Origin of the sequence: Acinetobacter sp. RIT698 (assembly GCF_009668065.1) — a bacterium.
Classification (GTDB): Bacteria; Pseudomonadota; Gammaproteobacteria; order Pseudomonadales; family Moraxellaceae; genus Acinetobacter; species Acinetobacter guillouiae.
The window spans coordinates 1-17,428 of record NZ_WJYH01000005.1; the positions used below are offsets into that span (position 1 = coordinate 1).

At 38.1% G+C, this 17,428-nt stretch carries 10 protein-coding genes, 1 tRNA gene and 3 pseudogenes; 6 read left to right on the top strand and 8 right to left on the bottom strand.

The genetic code is table 11. The features are described from left to right. Window positions 1-61: 61 nt before the first annotated feature. Window positions 62-228, top strand: a pseudogene (locus GJV03_RS21695) (integrase); the annotation flags it as partial. Between the two features lie 162 nt (window positions 229-390). Here the strand turns inward: GJV03_RS21695 and GJV03_RS03300 are convergent. Then, window positions 391-1,286 (bottom strand): annotated as a pseudogene (locus tag GJV03_RS03300) (LysR family transcriptional regulator). 116 nt (window positions 1,287-1,402) lie between these two features. Between GJV03_RS03300 and GJV03_RS03305 the strand changes: the two are divergent. Further along, window positions 1,403-2,374 carry a zinc-dependent alcohol dehydrogenase family protein gene (locus GJV03_RS03305; RefSeq protein WP_354666831.1) on the top strand — a complete coding sequence of 324 codons (972 nt, stop codon included), beginning with the start codon at window positions 1,403-1,405 and terminating at the stop codon, window positions 2,372-2,374. Between the two features lie 331 nt (window positions 2,375-2,705). On the opposite strand, the pseudogene GJV03_RS03310 reads toward GJV03_RS03305, so the two are convergent. From GJV03_RS03310 to GJV03_RS03325, 4 genes and pseudogenes are all read right to left on the bottom strand, one after another. Then, window positions 2,706-5,252: pseudogene (locus tag GJV03_RS03310) on the bottom strand (TonB-dependent siderophore receptor). Window positions 5,253-5,326: 74 nt separating this feature from the next. Further along, on the bottom strand, window positions 5,327-6,334 hold the full coding sequence (locus GJV03_RS03315; protein ID WP_154129464.1) for a FecR domain-containing protein: 1,008 nt from the start codon (window positions 6,332-6,334) through the stop codon (window positions 5,327-5,329). A gap of 4 nt (window positions 6,335-6,338) precedes the next feature. Then, window positions 6,339-6,845 carry a sigma-70 family RNA polymerase sigma factor gene (locus GJV03_RS03320; protein ID WP_154129465.1) on the bottom strand — a complete coding sequence of 169 codons (507 nt, stop codon included), beginning with the start codon at window positions 6,843-6,845 and terminating at the stop codon, window positions 6,339-6,341. Window positions 6,846-7,233: 388 nt separating this feature from the next. Beyond that, the gene (locus tag GJV03_RS03325; RefSeq protein WP_151956192.1) at window positions 7,234-8,340 is read right to left on the bottom strand and encodes an acetoacetate decarboxylase; all 1,107 of its coding nucleotides are present in this window, start codon (window positions 8,338-8,340) and stop codon (window positions 7,234-7,236) included. Window positions 8,341-8,736: 396 nt separating this feature from the next. On the opposite strand from GJV03_RS03325, the gene GJV03_RS03330 reads away from it, so the two are divergent. The 3 genes from GJV03_RS03330 (at window position 8,737) to GJV03_RS03340 (ending at window position 14,274) form a co-directional block, all read left to right on the top strand. Beyond that, complete coding sequence (locus GJV03_RS03330) at window positions 8,737-9,498, top strand: type 1 glutamine amidotransferase domain-containing protein (RefSeq protein WP_252715946.1); 762 nt, start codon at window positions 8,737-8,739, stop codon at window positions 9,496-9,498. A gap of 313 nt (window positions 9,499-9,811) precedes the next feature. Next, window positions 9,812-12,037, top strand: coding sequence for an Ig-like domain-containing protein (locus tag GJV03_RS03335; RefSeq protein WP_154129467.1), 2,226 nt, complete (start codon window positions 9,812-9,814; stop codon window positions 12,035-12,037). A gap of 86 nt (window positions 12,038-12,123) precedes the next feature. Then, window positions 12,124-14,274, top strand: coding sequence for a TonB-dependent receptor (locus GJV03_RS03340; RefSeq protein WP_154129468.1), 2,151 nt, complete (start codon window positions 12,124-12,126; stop codon window positions 14,272-14,274). A gap of 168 nt (window positions 14,275-14,442) precedes the next feature. Here GJV03_RS03340 and GJV03_RS03345 read toward each other — a convergent pair. Together GJV03_RS03345 and greB are read right to left on the bottom strand one after the other, a co-directional pair. Further along, window positions 14,443-14,532, bottom strand: a tRNA-Ser gene (locus tag GJV03_RS03345). A gap of 111 nt (window positions 14,533-14,643) precedes the next feature. Next, window positions 14,644-15,117, bottom strand: coding sequence for a transcription elongation factor GreB (gene greB, locus GJV03_RS03350; RefSeq protein ID WP_004722375.1), 474 nt, complete (start codon window positions 15,115-15,117; stop codon window positions 14,644-14,646). Between the two features lie 554 nt (window positions 15,118-15,671). Here greB and GJV03_RS03355 point away from each other — a divergent pair. Continuing rightward, window positions 15,672-16,781, top strand: coding sequence for a transglycosylase SLT domain-containing protein (locus tag GJV03_RS03355; protein ID WP_154129469.1), 1,110 nt, complete (start codon window positions 15,672-15,674; stop codon window positions 16,779-16,781). Between the two features lie 83 nt (window positions 16,782-16,864). Here GJV03_RS03355 and GJV03_RS03360 read toward each other — a convergent pair whose 3' ends face one another. Then, the gene (locus tag GJV03_RS03360) at window positions 16,865-17,248 is read right to left on the bottom strand and encodes an SCP2 sterol-binding domain-containing protein (RefSeq protein ID WP_004722377.1); all 384 of its coding nucleotides are present in this window, start codon (window positions 17,246-17,248) and stop codon (window positions 16,865-16,867) included. Window positions 17,249-17,428: the final 180 nt, after the last annotated feature.

A 17,428-nucleotide genomic window follows, 5' to 3' on the forward strand; every position in this document is an offset into this window, starting at 1 on the left:
TGAAAATAGAAAAGCCACATCAAAAATGTGGCTAAAGGGAGTAAATTAGAGAGGATTTTGCTTAAGCTATATTGATCCAAAACAAAATCGGATGACGACTACGCATGGTTTTCGATCTATAGCTCTACATTCCGTGATGGGTTGGTAAATCAAATTGATTATTATTGTGGATTCTATGAAGATGATCTAAAACATAAACTTTCATATAAAGTTGAAACTGCATATCTACATGAAAAAGATCTTAAAAACATAAAGCATTAACGAGAGCATTAACCAAGTATGTTCATCTATAAAATTGAAGTAATAATTTACTTAAACTCTAAATTTATGCTTATGACTATAACCAACCTCAAATATGGCAACTTTTAAAATTTATATATTTATAATTTATCAATCACTTTTTATAAAATTTTCAGCCAAATAGTTATAGAGCAATTTAATTCGTTTTGGTGTTGGCCCCAATTGTGGGCGATATAAATACAATCCCCATGGAGATGACTTAACATTTTTCATGACTTCTATAGCAGTACCTTGCTGAATCATCGGTAATGCCAAAAATTCTGGAATATGAGCAAAACCAATACCATCAACTATTGCCTGACAATAAGCATCAAGGTCATTGGTTGAAAAAATGGCGAGCTAGGTAAAAAAGTTTGATCATATTCAAACCCCCAAAACCAATATTGATTTAAAGATAAATTTTCAAAGGCAATAATAGGAAAATTATCTAAATCGCCAATCTGATAAGGCTGTCCAACTCTTTTTATGAGCTCTGGTGAACCCACTACACGAAAACCGATATTCATAACTTTTCGTGACACAAAGCGATTGTCATTTAAAAAGCCAACACGAAGTCCAATATCTATTTGATTTTCAATTACATCACTGTGTTCATCAGTCAAAATACAACTGACCTTTATATTTGGATATTCAGTCTGAAACCTTGTAATTAAAGGTATAACTAAGTGTCGACCAAATGCAGTTGGCATCGTTAAACGAATATGACCAGAAATATTCTGATTGGATTCATGAGTACTATTTTTCACCAATTCATTAATTTGTTTTAGTAAAGGCTGAGCTTGTATTAACAACTCTTCCCCTGCACGGGTAATTTTATGGCCACGTGTACTCCGATAAAAAAGAATTTCTCCTTTTTGATCCTCTAATTCCTGTATGGCACGTGTAATTGATTGAGGCGATTTCCCCAACTTTACGGCAGCTTTTTTGAAATTTTCAGTATTCGCCACTGTACAGAAAATTTTAATCAGTTCGAAATAATTACTCATAACTTATTCCAAAATATGGAATTAAGAAATCCAAATTGTATCATTTTTTTTGATTTATTATTTAAGTATATTTAATTTTTAACTTTGTTATTACAGGTATAGCAATGAAAGCATAAATCTTGAAAAGCTATGATATCAAGGAATTTAGTCTGGTTGAAATTCCAATTCCTGAGATTCATTCGCATGAAGTTTTGGTCAAAATTCATAGTAGTGGTGTTAACCCTATCGATTATAAAATCCGTGAAGGGGCAGCACCTTATGCAGATCCTATTCTCCCCGCCATACTCGGAACAGATCTTGCTGGTGAGGTTATAAAGGTAGGTGAAAATGTTAAAAACTTTATCGTTGGAGATGAAGTATATGGTTTGGCTGGTGGTGTCCGAGGATTACAAGGCACCTTAGCTGAATATATTGCTGTAGATGCAGATTTACTTGCAATTAAACCTAAAAATTTATCTATGCGTGAAGCTGCTGCTTTACCTTTGGTTTTTTTAACAGCGTGGGAAGGTCTAGTGGATAGAGCTCAAGTTAAAAAGGGGGATTCCGTCTTAGTTCAAGGTGGTGCTGGAGGTGTTGGTCATATGGTTGTGCAGCTTGCAAAAGCTAAAGGTGCGGAGGTATATGCAACAGGTAAAGCACACAGTCGTAAAGTGATTGAAGATCTCGGAGCAATAGCTATTGATTATGAGACACAAAGTGTTGATGATTATGTTCAAAAACATACTGAGGGTCAGGGGTTTGATATTATTTATGACACTGTTGGTGGTAATACTCTTGCTACGTCCTTATCAGCAATTAAATCATATGGGCACATTTCTAGTTGCTACGCCTTTAGTGAAATAAACTTAGCCCCTTCATCTTTACGAGCTGCAACGCTTTCAGGTGTTTTCGTCCTCTTACCGCTACTCACTGGTCAAGGTCGAGCACACCATGGTGCTATTTTGCGACAACTGACTGAATATGTTGAGTCAGGGAAAATTCGCCCTATTGTTGATCATCATACTTTTAGTTTGGAAAATGCTCTTGAAGCGCATGATTTTTTAGAAAGTGGGGCAGCGTCAATCAAAGTAGTCATTGATATTATTTAACTAGCTCGGTTTAGGACTAAACATAGTCAAAAAAAGATCCTTGAAAATTTAAGGGTCTTTTTAAATATTTGGCGGAAGTAGCGACTGTCAAATTAAAACAATAATACATTGATATAAAATATTTTTAATTTAGTTTTCTATTAGCTGCTGTGACATTTCATAAATAGCTTACGTTGTAGGCTAAAATTGAGCATGAGACGTATACGTCGAAATGCATGAATAAGAATAGCGAGACTGTATACTCAACCTCCCTTTTCAAAAAGGGAGGTTGAGTTGTCTAGTTGAGTATAGGTTTCAGATGAGCAGTTTCCTCCCCACCTTCATTTACGACTTAATACTTATATTTCACACTAAGCATAAAATTACGTGGCTCACCATACACCCCAGAGTTATAGAAGCCGATGTTGGTAAAGTAGTGTTGGTCAAAAATATTATTTAAATTAATCGCAGTACTTAACTGTTCATTAAACTGGTAGTTGGCCATTAGATCGACCAATACAAAGGCTTTCTGATCAATCACTTCACTACGCTTTTTGACATTGTTATACACCGTTTGCCATCCGTGGTTCTGCCAACGAACATTCCCACCCACACTTAAACCATCGAGTTGCTGATCAAATTTATACTGGGTTGAGACATTAAATTGATGTTCTGGTTCCCATGTTGAAATCTTCTCACCATCATTGTCCTTAATTTGCTTGTAGGTATAACCACTTTGCACTTGGACATTGGGGAAAACCTCACCAGAAGCTTCAATCTCTACCCCCTTAGTTTTGGCTTTCGCACCAATCCATGCAAAATCAACAGCGGGATTACTTGGCGCACCATTATAAACAATGTCCTCAATGGCACGATTGGATTCATGGATTTCAAAATAAGCGATACTGGCATTTAACTTGGCATCATCGGATTGAAACTTAAAGCCGCCTTCGTAGTTTTTACCTTCGTCTGGATCTAGGATTTTATTGGTTGAAGACTTATACCAGATATCATAAGGCATAAAGATATCGCTAAGACTGGCATAAGCACTGACTCGATCAGTGATGTCCTAGACGACCCCAACGTAGGGAATGAAGCGGTTCTTTTCCTCGACTACACCTTGTAAACCTTTCATTTTATAGTTGATCATACGGGTACCTAAGAGCACCTTTAAATCATCCGCCAGATTTAAACGAGTACTGGCGTAGGCACCATATTGAGTAGTACGGTCATGGGTATAGGCATTTGGCTCACCCCAATTTGGCTGTGCAATATTGCCATCCCATTGGCTAAAATCGGGAATATGTGAATCATAACCCTGCATGCCACCATACCAATCTTTCCCCTTCCAACGTGAATAAGCCCCACTTGCGCCTAAGACCAAATCATGTTGCCGACCAAGCAGCTCAAACTTACCTGTGCTATACAACTCCAATGAATCACTGACGGTACGACCGATATATTGAGAAGGCCAAAGATTAGCAGAACCATCTAATTTAGGATAATAGCCTTGGATAGTGCCTAGTGTTGCATCATAGCCATTAATTTTATGGTCATATTGCAGAGTCAGTGCCCAATCATCATTAAATTTATGATGGACATTGGCAAAAATGGTACGGGTATATTGTTTCCATTCACTCCAATTGGCACCATTATTAAAGGAGCGATCTGGATCTGGATTACGTTCCCCAGCACCATTAAATAAAGGGAAAGAGCCTGACCATGTCGATGCTTTAGGGTCATTGTTCTGGTAATCTGCACCCAGTGTAACTAAAGTTTTATCGCCTAAATCTGCTTCGACAATGCCATAAAATACAGCACTTTTACGTTCATAACGATCCATAAAAGATTCTTTGTCTTGACCCGCAGCCACAAAACGTCCACGAATACTTTGCTCATCATTCAGTGAACCACTGACATCTGCCATAGCACGGTAATTATTCCAAGAACCAGCGCTTAAACTCAGCGATGCTTGAGTCTCTGCGGTTGGTTTTTTTCGTACCAAGTTGATGGTTGCACCCAAAGAACCTACCCCTGTAAGTAAGCCCGTTGCCCCTTTAAGGACTTCGATACGGTCATAAATAGCAGAGTCACTGAGCGTATTACCCGCGGCATAACCGACATTTCGAGTCGTTGAAGGAATGCCATCATATTGGAAATTATTAATGGCAAAACCGCGTGAGTAATAACTGGTCCGTTCACTGTCGTAAGCTGATACGGTAATCCCGGGTGTATGCGACATGACTTGATCAATATTATTTAACTGAAAATCATCCATCAACTGTCGCGTAATCACACTAATGGTTTGTGGTGTTTCTTTCGGTGTAAGCACTAAACGCGTGGCAGTGGCAATTTTACCTGACGTATAAGAACCACTATTTTCAGTAATTTCCCCCAACTGATTGGCAGTCACGACAATGGTCTCAAGTTTCGCTGCTGGATTGTCCACGTGAGAATTTGTTGCCACGGCTGAATCCGTTGCCGTGTTTGCAACTGTTGTGGTTTTCGACATCTGACGTCGTTCAATTCGCCACACCCGTGGACTTTGTTGAACAAGCTGTAGATCTGTGTCTTTTAATAACTGTTGAAAACCCTGAGCAATATCAAAACTGCCGCTTAAACCGTTTGTTTTATACCCCTGCGTCAGTTTCGGATCAAAAGACAATGCAATATTAGACTGTAGAGCAAAATTAGAAAGCGCTTGTCCCAAATCCCCTGAAGCCACTTGATAATGCTTTTGAGTTAATGCTGTTTCAGCATGGCTAAATGCACTGACACCCAACATGCTACTCAGTACCAATAAATGCATGACCGAATAACGCATTTTTTTCTCGCGGCTTATTTTATATGGTTTCGGTTTTTTCAAATTTTTTGCGTGTTGCAATGCTAGAGACACCATAACCCCCTATTGAATACCAATGAGTTCTCTTATTAGCCTTGCCAGTTGAGTTTTAAAAAAGTGTCAGCATTAAATTATTTTTTTTCACCAATACTGACCCAATAGCCCTGTGCATAGCGATTGATGTCTAACTTATAGGTGACAGCCAACATGCTATATAGCGTTGGTAAATCATTGATTGGATAAGTCCCAGATATTTTAATCTGAGCAATATCATCATCTAAAGCAATATAACCTTTTTGATATTTTCCTATACGCTGTACGAATTCAGACAACGGCAGATCATTCACGATCATCCAGCCCTGCGTCCAACTGTTGCGTGTAAGATCAGCACTTGTAACCTCGGCGACCTGCTCGCGATTCAAATAACTTTGCTGACCCGCCGCAACAATCACTGCCTGAGTTGGATGACGTTGTGGTTGTAATTTCACCGCACCTTGCTCAACGAACACCCAAGACTGCTTTGAATCAAGCTCTACTGAAAATTCAGTACCCAAAGCCTGCATTTGCCCATGTTGAGTTTGCACAAAGAATGGGCGTTGCTGTTGATCTTTTGCAGTTTTAATCCAGATCTGACCTTTTCTTAGCACGACATTACGTTGCTTAGCGCTATAGTCCAGATCAATTGCCGATGCGCTGTCTAAATACAGTTCACCGCCATCGGGGAGTTTAATTTTTTCAATTTCACCCACTTTTGTACGATAGTCTGCCGTCCATTGTTGCTGCTGATTTAAGCTATAGCCTAAATACAGTAACGATAGACCAGCCAAAACCCACATGTAATGACGGCGTTTTCTCCATGAAGATGATATGCTTTGCTTTAAAATAGGTCGTGCCACTTCGGTTGGCAGTTGATCAAAAGTATGATGCAGTTGCTGCATTTTTTGCCAAACTTTGGCATGCACTGAACTTTGCTGCTGCCAGATCTGTAATTGCTGTAATTCTTGCGGACTCAACTCACCTTGGCTTAAACGCATACACCAATCAGCCGCTTCATTTAAAATTTGTTGCGTCTGTTGTTGATCTTGTTTTGAGTCTGATTTTTGATTGTGTTGTTGTTCAGATTCATTCTGCTTTGACATTCGCTTAGTCGTCCAGCATGGCAGACAGGCAATGTACATACGCTTTTTTCATATAGCGTTTGACTGAACTTAGGGAAATATCCAATTTGACTGCAATCTCATCATATTTCAGCCCTTCAAGCTGCGCATAGAGGAAAGTATCGCGTACCACCGCAGGTAGTTGCTCTAGCAATTGTGTCACTTCAAGCAAACTTTCGATAATCAAACAGTGCTGTTCTGGAGAGATTTCTTCGAGTTCAGGTTGTAGCGCCAGCACGTCTAAATATGCTCGCTCAATATGCTTCCGTTGAATCCAATTGATCATCAAGCCTTTGGCTACAGTGGTCAAATAAGCACGTGGTTGCAATAATTCAATTTGCTGTCGTCGTGCCATCACTCTTAAGAAAGTATCTTGTGCCAAATCAGCTGCATCAGAGCTATTGCCTAACTTTTTATATAGCCATGTATATACCCAAGAATGATGTTCTTGATAAAGTTGAGCAATATAATGATTGGGAAGCGACGCAGACATGGAAAAATTTTATTTAAGCGAATGATAATTATTATCAGTAATTTAATCGCTAAATTCAATCATTATTTTCATCTAAACCACGTCCTCGCCCAATTCGCTTTTTTTGCACAAACTCAAGCTACATATCATCCATAAAGGCTTATCATCGACAATGGCATAAACTCCACGGATGAAATTAAAATTTTTAAGAATTAAAGATCATCTATTAAGGAAGTATTATTTTTTCATCATGGTTAATTTATAGGGATTTTGATTGTGCTTTTAACTCAATTAAAATAACTGTGCACTAAATAAAGATCGCATCAATTAAACGAAAAAAGACAAGAAATTGATATTTTCGATATGAAAAAAAACGTGATGTAAAATCATCACGCTTTATTTTTATTTATTAATTCCATTCAGCAATCGGTGTTGGCATATGTAGTGCCAACTGAGCATCTTTGATCACATCCATTCGTAAGATTTTTTTAGCACCGAGTTGATCCAATAATTGACTGACTGGACCACCATAACGATTTAACTCAACATGTTTTGGAAATAACTTTTGAGCAAAATTTTGGTTATTTGCCTGAACATATGAACGATACCAAATACCATCAACTTGATTCAGCATGGTTTTCTTTTCTTGCTGTGATTGATTTTTTACAATTTTAAGTTTTGGTGTTGGCGCAGATAGGCTGATGTCGAGATTGCCTTGAGTATCATACAAGTGCGCTTGGACCTGATCAGCTATTTTTAAATCAATTGCAGTGAGCCACTTGGGTAAATTATAACCATAAACACCACGGACACGTGCAATTTCAGTATCGACAGGAAGCGCAAGGACATAACCATAATAATCGCGTGTACGTGCAGATTTGATTAACTCTGAAATATTGGCGCCTTTTGCATGAGGACGGCGAACCACAACAGCAACAGATACTTCATCATAAGGATCATTATCACAGACATCGTAGGCAAAAAAAGTAAGTGAGACCAATCCATATCCAGGTATTGGGCTTAAGGGTTCAACTTTAGCAGGCAACTTTGCTGTTAACTTATCTAATGGTGCAAGCATCAACAGTTGAACATTGCTGGTTTTATAATAATAGTTTGGCGACCACACTTGACCTATACGTGTTTCAACCAGTTGCTTAGGAATCTTTCTAAAGAAATCAATATTGCCCACACCAGATTCTTTTGCGACCTCATCTAAATTTGGTTGCATATGAAATCGGTCATAAAAACCACCTTTAGGAACCAATACCTTATGCGGTCCAAATTCAACCTCTACAAACGCTTTTGCATTTGGATACTGAGTGGTTGGTTGCTTTGCATTAACTCGATTGGTCGTTACAGTATTTATGTTTTGCATCGCTGTATTCTCTTGTAAATGTGAGATGTAACTGAGCTGATTGTTTGGTGTAAGATCATTTGCTGCAAAAGCAGAATGTACGAATGCAAAACTCATAAAAAGTATTTGAGTTGTTCGATTTAAATTAAAAAATTTCAACATAGCTTTCACTCTAATTCAGCATTGAGTTCATGCTATGTTTAAAGTGGACTTCAAGGTCAATAGGGTTTATTTGTTTTTTAATTCAATTTGAATTGTGATTAAAATTCATGCACAAAAAACCGCAGCTTAAATTTAAAATGATGAATATATTTGATTGCACTTGCAAAAGATCAAATTAAAGCAAATGCTAAATAACGCAAAGAGACAGCACTTTATTGGTAAAATGCCATTAATCTAAAATAGACAAAAGATTAAAAAACAGGCTTGACCTTAAAGCTAACTTTAATCTTATACTCACGATGAAACAACTCACAGGAAATCTTGATGACAAATATTGGGGTTATTAAGCATCGTATAATTCAACAGTTATTGGTTGTTTTAGCAGCATTATTTTCAATGCCTTTTGCATCTGCGAATGATAACAGCAGTTCAAAATCAATTTCGAACCCATCTTTGTCAGGATCTAAAGGAAAAATATTGGTTGTGATGACCAATCATGACAAATACCCTTCACGTAAAGATACTACAGGGCTATGGGTGACTGAGCTCACACATTTCTATGACGTTGCGCATAAAGCGGGTTACCAAATGGATTTTATTAGCCCTAAAGGAGGTGCAGTGCCACTGGATGAACGTAGTCAAAAATGGATCTATATGGATAAACAAGCACGCGCTTATTTAGCCGATCCTGCGTTTATGTCACGGTTAAATAACACCTTGCAGCCAAGTGAGGTAAAAGCGTCTGACTATAAAGCAATATATTTTACTGGCGGTCATGGCGTGATGTGGGACTTTCCAAATAATCCTGAATTAACCGCACTAGCTGAACAAATTTATCGTCAAGGCGGTGTAGTATCCGCGGTATGTCATGGTGTGGCAGGTATACTTTCCCTAAAAGATGAACAAGGCAAAGCACTCATTGCAAACCGTAAAGTGACAGGATTTTCAAATCGTGAAGAATCGCTTTCAGGGATGAAAAAACAAGTACCCTTTTTCCTTGAAAATCAGTTGAAATCAAAAGGTGCAAAATATTCTCAAGGATTCTTCCCATTTACCTCTTATGCCATTGTCGATGACCGCATTATTACAGGTCAAAATCCTCAATCACCACGTGAAGTAGGCGAAGAAGTGATAAAAAAATTGGTGACTATACATTAAATGAAATTAGCTAGATTGGACATATTTTGTAAGTGAAAGCTTGCAAAATATCACTTCATCTTAAAGTACTTGTGTGACACCAATAAAAATTTTCAACGCTTAAAAAACAGACATAATCCTAATCAAATTAAAAGACATTTCATTAATTCACAATAAATATCAATATGCTAAACAGAAATATTATGTTGACTCAGTTTTTGTATTAGATTAGTATTTTTAATGTAAATAATTATCATTATCATATAGCCAACAAAGCATTGTCCTTTCTAGCCACGATGATTGTCCATTTTTTTATCAAGCAAAGGATAAAGCAATGTTGTTATCTAAAATGAAAATAGGTCATAAAACCCTGATTGCCAGTTCAATCTGTACCATTCTTACAGGTTGTGGTGGGGGTGGCAGTGGTAGTGGAGACAGCAAACCGAGCAATACTGCCCCAACAATTGATGCGATCAGCCCAGTGACCGTACAAACCCTAGACAGTAAAAAAATTAGCGTAACGGCAAAAGATGCTGAGAACAACGCGCTTACCTATAGCATAAAAACAGCGCCAAAATTAGGCACTGCCAGCATTGACAGTAAAACAGGTGTGATTACTTATATTGCAGGCAATGTGGTTGGCGCAGATACACTTGTGGTGAGTGTCAGTGATGGTTCACTGAGCACAGATCTGAGCATTACGATTAATACCCAAGTTGAGTCGGTGTTTGATTATCAATTCTACAAAGTCGCCAACCCTGAAACAGGTAATTCTCAAATTGTCCGTTATGACCCTAACAACGGCAAACAGGAGTATTACAGCAGTATCAGCAATGTGATTTTAGGCAATCGTGTCTTTGTGATGAGTGCGGCAAAAGATGGCGATAAAACAGTTTATAAAAAACGAGAATATGCGATTTTCCTTGACCCAAATGCATCTAAAGAAACGCGTAATTACACAACAGCTGGTGCAACAACAGCAACTGAATATACATTCTATACCGACAATATTCTAAAACGATTTGATGCAAGTAATCCAAACAGTCAAGCCACCATTTTTAGTAGTGCAGCATTACCAGCAGCATTAAAAACCGCAGAAATGAAAGTGATTGGCGATACACAAACCATGTATCTCAATGAAACAGATATTGATAATTCTTATGTGCAATTGCGTACTTTTGCCAAGCTACCCGATATTTTTAGAGGCGAACTGTCTGACAATATTAAAAATGCCTATATCACTGTGCGTTTATCAGATGGCAAAGTGACACAAGGTCGAACCATTAAGCCGGTTGTCAATAACACGACTGGTAAAACTGATTCAGTATTGGTCAACTACAGTGCTGCCTATGTCAAAGGAAGCTACCCAACCGCAAGTAATGAAGCTGCACGTTTACAAAGCTGCACCGTTGATTTGGTCACCTGTACTGATATTGGTGGAGGAACAGGTCAATACTACTTCTTAGTGCAAAATGATAGCCATATTTATCTGGCAAAAGAAGGGGTAAAAACACTTTATGCTTATGATAAAACTGCAAAAACCTTAGCGAATGTAACAGGTGCAGAATATCCTGCAAATTATAATCCTGAACATCATCAACTTAAATTTGGTGGTGGACATGGTGGTGCGGGTATCTTTAGTAATTTCTTTAACATGCCAAATGTAGTCGATAATTTGGCAGAAGGTAATACTGGTTATTTATTGATTAATTATAACCTTGATACACAAAATGCAGCGATCACCCATTCCATATTTGGAAACGCTTATGTCTTTAAAAATGCCGAAATTCTGAAATTGACAGGCACCAGCGCAAGCAAGATTTATGATAATGGCACTGGTACGGATTTAGCCAATAATTCAAGCAATGTGGCTTTGTCATATAACCTGAACCTTACTGCGGTCAAAAATGGTTATTTATTTGTCGAAGCGGCCAAGTTATCTAAAGACAAGATGAACCTTAACTATCAACAAGGCTGGTTAAATACTGCAACCACAACCACAAAAACAGCGTTGGATAATGCTGTCATTGATCAGGATATTCCATACTTTACTTCAATGCGAGTACCTGCGGTGGCAGTCGGTGATTATGTCTATATCAATGAGACCAATCCAACTGCAGCAGCAACCCGTGTTTATAACGTTTATAAATTACCACTCAATGCGCCAACAGCCAGCAAAACCAGCGTCACCCCAACGATTGGCCGTATGTACTTTGAACGCACCGCATTCCGTGCCAATGGCATTTATGAAGGCAATGTATTGTTATGGAATAAACGTGCCAATCAGGCAACAGATCCAACTGACACAGTCGGTAGTATTGTCAATGCCACCACGGGCAAACTCATGGGTAACATCAAGGATTTAGAGGGTGGAGGTGGAATTACCAATGTCACTGCTGACGCTTCAGGTAATGTCACTTTGGCTGGGATTGGTGGTCTATTTGGCTTGCATATGACAGGTACTCATACGGGTGTTCCTTTACTGACCAGTGGCTTCTCAGAAAAAGAAAAATCATTGAAAAAAGTCAATGAAATTAATGGTTCCTGGATTACTGACTAAGCCATACGTACTCATTCAATCGGGTTGCTGTTTCCATTCTTAAAATGGGGCTGCAACCCTGCGTTTATTTTGACTGGATTTCTGTCATGCACACACCTCCCTTTCTCCCACGATATCTATTATTGACCCTGTGTATTGCTGGTGGATACTCTCCTTTCTATCATCTCTATGCAGCAGAAAATAAGAAAGATACCGACATAAATGATGAACCCCCCACTAAACTGCCTGTCATTGAAGTCACAGCAGAAAAAGTCCTCAAGGCAGAGCGACAAAATCAACAAGAAATGTTTAACAAACCCTATTCCAAACAGATCATCAGTCAGGAAAAAATTCAGCAGGAAGGCTTAGCCGATGTCAAAGAAGCGATTCGGGATATTCCTGGTGTTTCCATTACCGAAACTGGGGCTTTCGGTAAAAATGTAAAAATTCGTGGTCTGACTGGGCAACGCGTGGTCAGTGTTGTTGATGGCATCAAAATCGCCAATCAAGGTTTAGACCATTCAGGTTCTGGTGAAATCAATCAGGTGGATATTAACAACGTTGAAATGATTGAAGTGGTAAAAGGTAGTCCTGCGGTGATTTACGACCCGGGTGCATCAGGTGGCGTCATTATCGTCAAGACCAAACCTGTACAAATGAGTCAAGGCATCGGGGTCAGTCAAAAATTCGCTTATGATGAGGGTTATGACAAAACCAGTTCCACCACCAGTCTAAATGCAGGCATGGATAATTTTGGTGCAAAGGTGACTTATACCAAAGAATCGTCCAATGACTATCGGGTCCGTGGTAATGCTGATAAAAAATATGCGATTAGTAAAACCAATGCATTAAATGCAGTGAATAGCACAGTAACCGTCAAAGATTTGGGTTATGACGCCGAATCACTGAGTGCCAAATTATCAGGAAAATTTGCTACAGATAGCCAAATTGATCTCGATTATGACCAATGGATCGGTAAAGATATTGCATCAGCACATGGCAGTACCATGCAAGATGCAATGGTGATGCTGTTGGCACGTAAAGAGCGTGAATCTAAATCCATCACTTATCGTAAAGACAATCTGGGTATTTTTAATAACTTCTCATTTAAATATAACAAACAGTCCTTATTAGAACGCCAACAAGAAGGCGGTTATACTGAAACCTTAGACAGTGATAATTTTAACGCCAATCTATTTTTAAACTGGCATCAATTACAAGCCAGTTTTGGTCTGGAAGCTGTTTTAGATAAAGCCGTCACTGCGGTGTATTCTGAACAAGATTATTATGCAGGTTTTACCAATTTAGAATATGACTTCGGCACATGGACAGGTTTTGCAGGAGTACGTGCCAATTATTGGGCAACCCGACAAAAATTACTGCCAGGTGCAAATGCTGAACTTGCCTCACAACTCATCGGTATTTCGGGAATTACCCCTGAAAAAACCATAATCGAGCCAACATGGGCGCTTGGAGCACAATATCACCTCACCGATACTCAAAATATTTCTGCCAACATCAGCCGTACTTTCCGCGCACCTGATTTGTATGAACGCTATACATTTGGTGGCTTTTTGGGTGGAGGTTTAGCTTTACAACCTGAAGAAGGCTACCATGCCGAAGTGGCTTGGAAATACCTCAATGATCATTGGGCGTTAAATACCAGTGTGTTTTATAGCGACTTTGACCAATATATTTGGACGAAAACCAATCGTAGAGTTATTGATCGGGCTGGTTTGGAAAGTTGTATTCGTATCGGTAAATGCAATATAGCGACAGGCGATTTTAATGATCGTGAATCTGACTTTTTCCAAGACACCACCCGATATTATAATGCCGACCAAGTCAATAATTGGGGTATGGAATTCAGTGCCAATTATATGGATGAAGTGCATGACTTTGGTATTTCAGGCAGTTTTAATAAAATTGATTCTGAAGATGTTTTTGTACAAGCTGCGGCACATCCAATTGATATTAACAGCCATTATAAATATACCTTTAGCCAATTGCCGTTACAGCCATGGGTGAAAGGAAAAATTCAGACCGTATTTAATGAACCTCAAGTCATACAAAAAGGCGGCTTTGATTCTTATACCATTGGTAGCCTGTATGCGGGTTTTAATCATAAATATGTCAATTTAAGTGCAGGGATCCGTAATCTCGGCAATACCACCTATAGGGCTGCGTATAGTGGTTTAAATGGCCTGGAACGTACTTATTTTATCAATGCTGAATTTAAATGGAATAATTATAAATGAATGTAAATTTTTGGATTGTTTCCCTCGTCTGTGAAAAGAGATTCAACATAATGATCATCTAAATCAATCTGATCTGTTCTATTTCAATCCAAAGTTTATACAAGGTCCGTTAAACAAAATCAAAGCAAAAAAAAAGACCCTTAAAAATTTAAGGGTCTTTTAAATATTTGGCGGAAGCGGTGAGATTCGAACTCACGGAGGACTCACACCCTCGTCGGTTTTCAAGACCGGTGCATTAAACCGCTCTGCCACGCTTCCAATGGCGGCTATCATATAAATAAAATTGCAACTTGGCAAATCTTTTTCAGTATTTCTTCAATCAAATGTACAAAATAAAGTCAAATCTCGCTAATTTGATGAATATTCAAGCTATTCATAACGAATTGAATTGATATACCAACGTTTTTTCCCTGATGGTGTATCCACTTCTGCCTCATCATCAACTTGTTTAGACAGTAAAGCTCTTGCCATCGGTGAATCAATTGAGACATGTTGCGGATGATGATCATAAATTTCATCTACTCCGACCAGACGTATGGTTTTTTGTTCACCTTCGTCATTTTCTATTTCAACCCAAGCACCAAAATACACTTTACCTGCTTGTTCTGGAGAAAAATCGATAATTCGTAATTCTTCTAAACGCTTCCCTAAATAACGTACACGACGATCGATTTTTCGAAGTAGCTGCTTATTATACTGGTAATCAGCATTTTCAGAACGGTCACCCAGACTGGCAGCCCATGTCACTTTTTTGGTAATTTCAGGTCGTTCTTCGCGCCAGAGATGTTGTAACTCTGCAACCAACAGATCATGCCCTGAACGGGTAATTAAATTAGATTTCATGATTTAAAACCATTTAAAATACATATGCACTTGATACTTATTTTTTAAAAAAAGTTGCTACAGTCTACAGCCAATAGCGTAAAAATGTCAGCTCAAAAATAGCGCATTTTAAGTTTTAAAAAGCAATAAAATCGTTTTTTTCCTATTTAAATTCAGACAGAAAATTCAATCAGAAAACCTTTTAAAAGTGGTAATTCTTAACTTACATTTGGAACATTTGCTTACAGTTTTTGGCAGCGTATTTCAGTTTTAAAATTTCTGCATTTTTTAAAAAAATATTCTGTTAAAAATCATCATCTTAAATATTTTAAATTGATCATTTTTCATACAAAGTTTGACAGATCTAAAAACCGCCTATATTATGCGCACATGTTTTATGAGTTTATTTTTTTAATTTTGTAGTTTTTCTGCAAAATCTTTCTATCCCACATGTCATTTTTTGAATGACGTTCATGACTGCCCACCCTTATTGAATTTACCAACTATAAGAAGTTTTTAAGCGTTTTTGTGCTTATTACTTTTTAGGGCAATAAATTACTTGTAGCGGAGACAACATGCACAGTAGTTCAACCTCTGGGTCGAGGCTTAGCCTTAACTCATTTTTTCGTGCGCTGCCAATCAAAACTTTAGTTTTATCCACTGCATTAATTCCTTTTAGTATTAATGCGAGTAAGAACAATCAATACAATGCTGTAGTTAATTCGAGTAAATTGACTGTAGTTGCGGTTTCCAATCCAAGCATCGTGTTTAAGGATGGAGACTATAAGCATGGCTTCGGCTATGACTTAGCCCATAACTATGCTGAAAGTTTAAATGTTAAACTTGAGTTTAAAACTGTTTCTGACAATGCAACGGCATTGAAAATGGTTGCTCAAGGTAAGGCGAATTTTGCGATTACCACCGCAAATATGCAAAGCATCGAAGCAGAACGCTTAACCTCTTTTTCAGCAAGCTGTGGTGATTTCAACAGTTTAAAAAGTAATGGTTTAAACCCAGAATTAAATTGGGTGTTTAAACAAGCTGAAGATCCATTAACAGCAACAGCAAGTGGTTTCATTTGCCAAAGCAAACAAAATGGCTCAACCCAGCAACTTGCCTCATTTTATAATCTTAATGTCGTCAAGAAAGACGATTGGAACGTGATTCAACGTGACTTAAGTTCTCGTCTACCGATTTATAAAGCCAGCTTTAAGCGCTCTGCACAGCAATATGGCTTAGATTGGCACCTACTTGCTGCAATTGGTTATCAAGAATCATATTTAAAACCAGACTCTGTTTCTCCCACAGGTGTCCGTGGTTTGATGATGTTGACCAATACCACAGCCAAAGAAATGGGTGTCAGTAATCGAAGTGACCCCGCTCAGAGTATCCAAGGCGGCGCAAAATATTTTGATATGATGTTGAGTCGTTATTCTTATATTCGTAATCCAGATCGTCATTGGTATGCTTTGGTTGCATACAATATGGGGCCTGGTGCAGTTGAAGGTATTCAAAAGCGCATCAAAGCACAAGGTAAAGATCCCAATGACTGGATGAATCTTTATAATTATTTGACACGTAATCAAGCAAGTAATGGTCGTTATAAACAAGCGGTACAGTATGTCACACGTATTCGGGCTTATTTAGAACACATTAAGACCACACCTCGATTACTAGAAATTTAATCTGTATTTTAAATCGATTGGATTTGTAAAAACCAGGCAATAAAAAAGCTTACTCTCGGGTAAGCTTTTTTATTGTAAAAAGATTAAGCAGTTTGCTCTAATACTTTCTTAAATAAATCTTTTTGCTCTTGGCTTGGCTTAGCTGTTTGTAAAGCCATCAATTGAGACATATCACCTTGAACTTTGATTTTGCCTGTCATAAATGCTTGCATAGCAGCAGCCATATCAAATTCTAAGAATACTTTACGAAGTGTTTCAGCATCCATGTTCAATGTTGTTTTCGCATTTGCAGAACTACCTTTGACGATTTTTCCGCCGTCTAAAGCAAGCTCTGTGTTGCCATCTGCATCTGCAACAACCAAATTAATTGCTAAACCTGAAAGTGCTGGTGGTAAGTTTAAATCACCTGCTTCAGCAGTTAATTTTTCAACATTTGCAAACCAATCATCAGTTAAAAATGCAGGCATGTTCATTCCTCAAATTATTTATTCAATTTATTGTGTTATCTATCCAGACAACATCAGGTTGAAGCAGTTTTGCTTGCCCAATGTTATAGCATGATAATTTCAATTTGGGCTAAAGTTTTTTGTACGGACTGTTCATGTTTTATCGGTTTTATCGTTTTATTTTTTTAAATCAGGCACTCA

What these genes read in the sequence shown, in the direction of transcription:
- GJV03_RS03315 (WP_154129464.1), bottom strand. Translation starts at nt 6,334, where the DNA reads ATGTCAAAGCAGAATGAATCTGAACAACAACACAATCAAAAATCAGAC.
- GJV03_RS03320 (WP_154129465.1), bottom strand. Translation starts at nt 6,845, where the DNA reads ATGTCTGCGTCGCTTCCCAATCATTATATTGCTCAACTTTATCAAGAA.
- GJV03_RS03325 (WP_151956192.1), bottom strand. Translation starts at nt 8,340, where the DNA reads ATGTTGAAATTTTTTAATTTAAATCGAACAACTCAAATACTTTTTATG.
- GJV03_RS03330 (WP_252715946.1), top strand. Translation starts at nt 8,737, where the DNA reads ATGCCTTTTGCATCTGCGAATGATAACAGCAGTTCAAAATCAATTTCG.
- GJV03_RS03335 (WP_154129467.1), top strand. Translation starts at nt 9,812, where the DNA reads ATGTTGTTATCTAAAATGAAAATAGGTCATAAAACCCTGATTGCCAGT.
- GJV03_RS03340 (WP_154129468.1), top strand. Translation starts at nt 12,124, where the DNA reads ATGCACACACCTCCCTTTCTCCCACGATATCTATTATTGACCCTGTGT.
- greB (WP_004722375.1), bottom strand. Translation starts at nt 15,117, where the DNA reads ATGAAATCTAATTTAATTACCCGTTCAGGGCATGATCTGTTGGTTGCA.
- GJV03_RS03355 (WP_154129469.1), top strand. Translation starts at nt 15,672, where the DNA reads ATGCACAGTAGTTCAACCTCTGGGTCGAGGCTTAGCCTTAACTCATTT.
- GJV03_RS03360 (WP_004722377.1), bottom strand. Translation starts at nt 17,248, where the DNA reads ATGCCTGCATTTTTAACTGATGATTGGTTTGCAAATGTTGAAAAATTA.